1 protein-coding gene is annotated in these 2107 nt (G+C 56.2%); it reads right to left on the reverse strand.

Annotation, left to right across the window (positions count from 1 at the left end):
• Positions 1-1383: 1383 nt before the first annotated feature.
• Complete coding sequence (locus tag C8D95_RS21590) at positions 1384-1683, reverse strand: hypothetical protein (protein WP_109761268.1); 300 nt, start codon at positions 1681-1683, stop codon at positions 1384-1386.
• Positions 1684-2107 lie beyond the last annotated feature (424 nt).

The following is a 2107-nucleotide window of genomic DNA, read 5'->3' on the forward strand; positions in this document are numbered from 1 at the left end:
GCCGGACATGTCTGCGACCTCTTCACCGAGGAAGAGTGCTTCAACTTCTTCAAGGCCGCAGGCTATGAAACCGATTAAACGCAATCCGCTCTAGATCCTGAATGCGATCCGGGCACACTTTGCGAGTTCGAGGCGAAGGGAGAAGACTACAACGCCGTACCGGCAATCTGAACGCAGGAGGAGATAGCGGCGCCTGACATCGCCGCGATGGGATGCAAGGGCAATTGTGAATGATGATGATCGAAAGGGACCGCAACCGGGACACCCCGAGGTGCTGTCTGGGCTCACAAGCTCGTCGTCTGGTTGGGACCCGGTACTCGGACATCATCAAGGCCAGCGGTCATATGCACTGCGCACAAAGGACGGACAAATGACCGCAACCTGCAACGATCACCGTCAGTCAAAAAATCCAAGGAAACCGGAGCCGTCCACAAATGACAGCACCCATGGAGGAGTTAGCGGGAGTCAGAGCAGGCAAGTAAGGCTACATTCTAGAACAACTACTGGACGGACCGTCAATGCAATCACTATCTTCAAACCATGCAACGAACATCCTGTCGAAACACCCACACCAGTTTGGCTTTTGGTCTGGGCGTACTACTGGGTACCATCGTAGCCATCGTGGGTATCCCTGCGGTCGCACTCGGCGTCCTAAAGCTATCGGAGCTTCTGGATATCGGAGCGTGGGCTGTTCTGGTTGCAACCCAGGTGGCCTTCGTTGTGTGTCTTGGCACAGCCTTCCTCCTGCACTGGTTGGTTAGTGCTTGGATAGCGGCGAGGTCGGGCGAAGGGGTTTCAGAAGAAGGCTTTGTGCCAGCACAAAGCAATAGGGATGAGGTATCCGACGTTCGCTAGTGCGTCGTGCAGTTCTGGTTTAGACGTTCGATCGGCACTTCTGGGGTCTAGTGCTGAAGATGGAAGGTGAAGTTGATGGTGGATCGCAGTTCCGCTGTTCAGCACTTGCCCGCCTTGAGCTGCCACCTTCCGTTCGAGATAAGTAGGAGCGTCGACTTGGGTCGTCGTTCGCGCGCGCGCACGATCACGGGCAGCAACGCCACTAGAAGTCGGTGCGGCGAGATACCGAAAGACGTCCGTGACGCCGAACGCGCGCTCCAGCCGGCGGTTTGCATGGAGATGTTCCCCTGCCAACGTTATCGGCGCAAACTTGCTAGGCGGATAGATAGGTTCAGAAACCGCACGGCGAAGAAGAGGCACGTGGCCTGCCGCCATGCTGATCGCTTGGCTGATTCGTGCCCGCGCAAGAGTCAGGTTGGCTCCCGCGCTACTCGAACGTCTCCAATTTGGCGAGGCTGGTCGACATCCGTGCCCTTGGCCACCGCAGCATCCCTCTTCGGCCAGGGCGCGCCTATTGAACCGCAGTGTTCAACCCGAGATGATTCGACGCTTCCAGATTGCAACACGCAAGAAGGCGTAGATCGCTCCAATAGCAACACCTACCGGACCACCCAGAATTAACCCGAAGTACAATGATCCGAACAGCACTTCGCCCAATCCGATAGTGCCATCTGTAACGGCAAGAACTGCGATGCTCAGCGTCGTCGAGATGATTGTCGCTAGTAACCCGACAATCCAATGACGAAAGAAGCGCCTAAAGCTCATCGCTCTTCCTGATCCAAACACGCTGCTAAGGCTCGCTACCAGTTCGCTCTCCGCTAAGTTCATGCCAACTCCTGTACATATTGCAACCCTCTTCGCTTCCCGTCTGGGAGCGCACCGTCCGATAGAAACCCCTCTGCAACCGCGAGGTACAGAGGTGCGGTGCATGTGCCTAGTCGATACAACAAGACCGAAATCGGTGCATGACCTCTCTCTTGCGATGACCAAAAGGGTGTGAAGCAAGCGAACGATGTTGATTACTTCGTTTTAAACTTCATGCTTTTCACATGTACCTTTTGCAGTGCGCTGGCTGCTTGTGACGTCACGGAACCACGAAGTCTCTAGTCTCCGCAGCAAGAAGGCTGGCCTCGATTGGCAAGGCCAGGTTCATCTGACTGCCCCGCTCGAGTGGTCCGGTTCCAGTCTTAGTGCATGACGGGTCTTGGCGCTACGGCTGGTGTGGCCGGCGAAGCGGTCCCGGGTGGCGAAG

The organism is Silicimonas algicola (genome assembly GCF_003148765.1).
Lineage (GTDB): Bacteria > Pseudomonadota > Alphaproteobacteria > Rhodobacterales > Rhodobacteraceae > Silicimonas > Silicimonas algicola.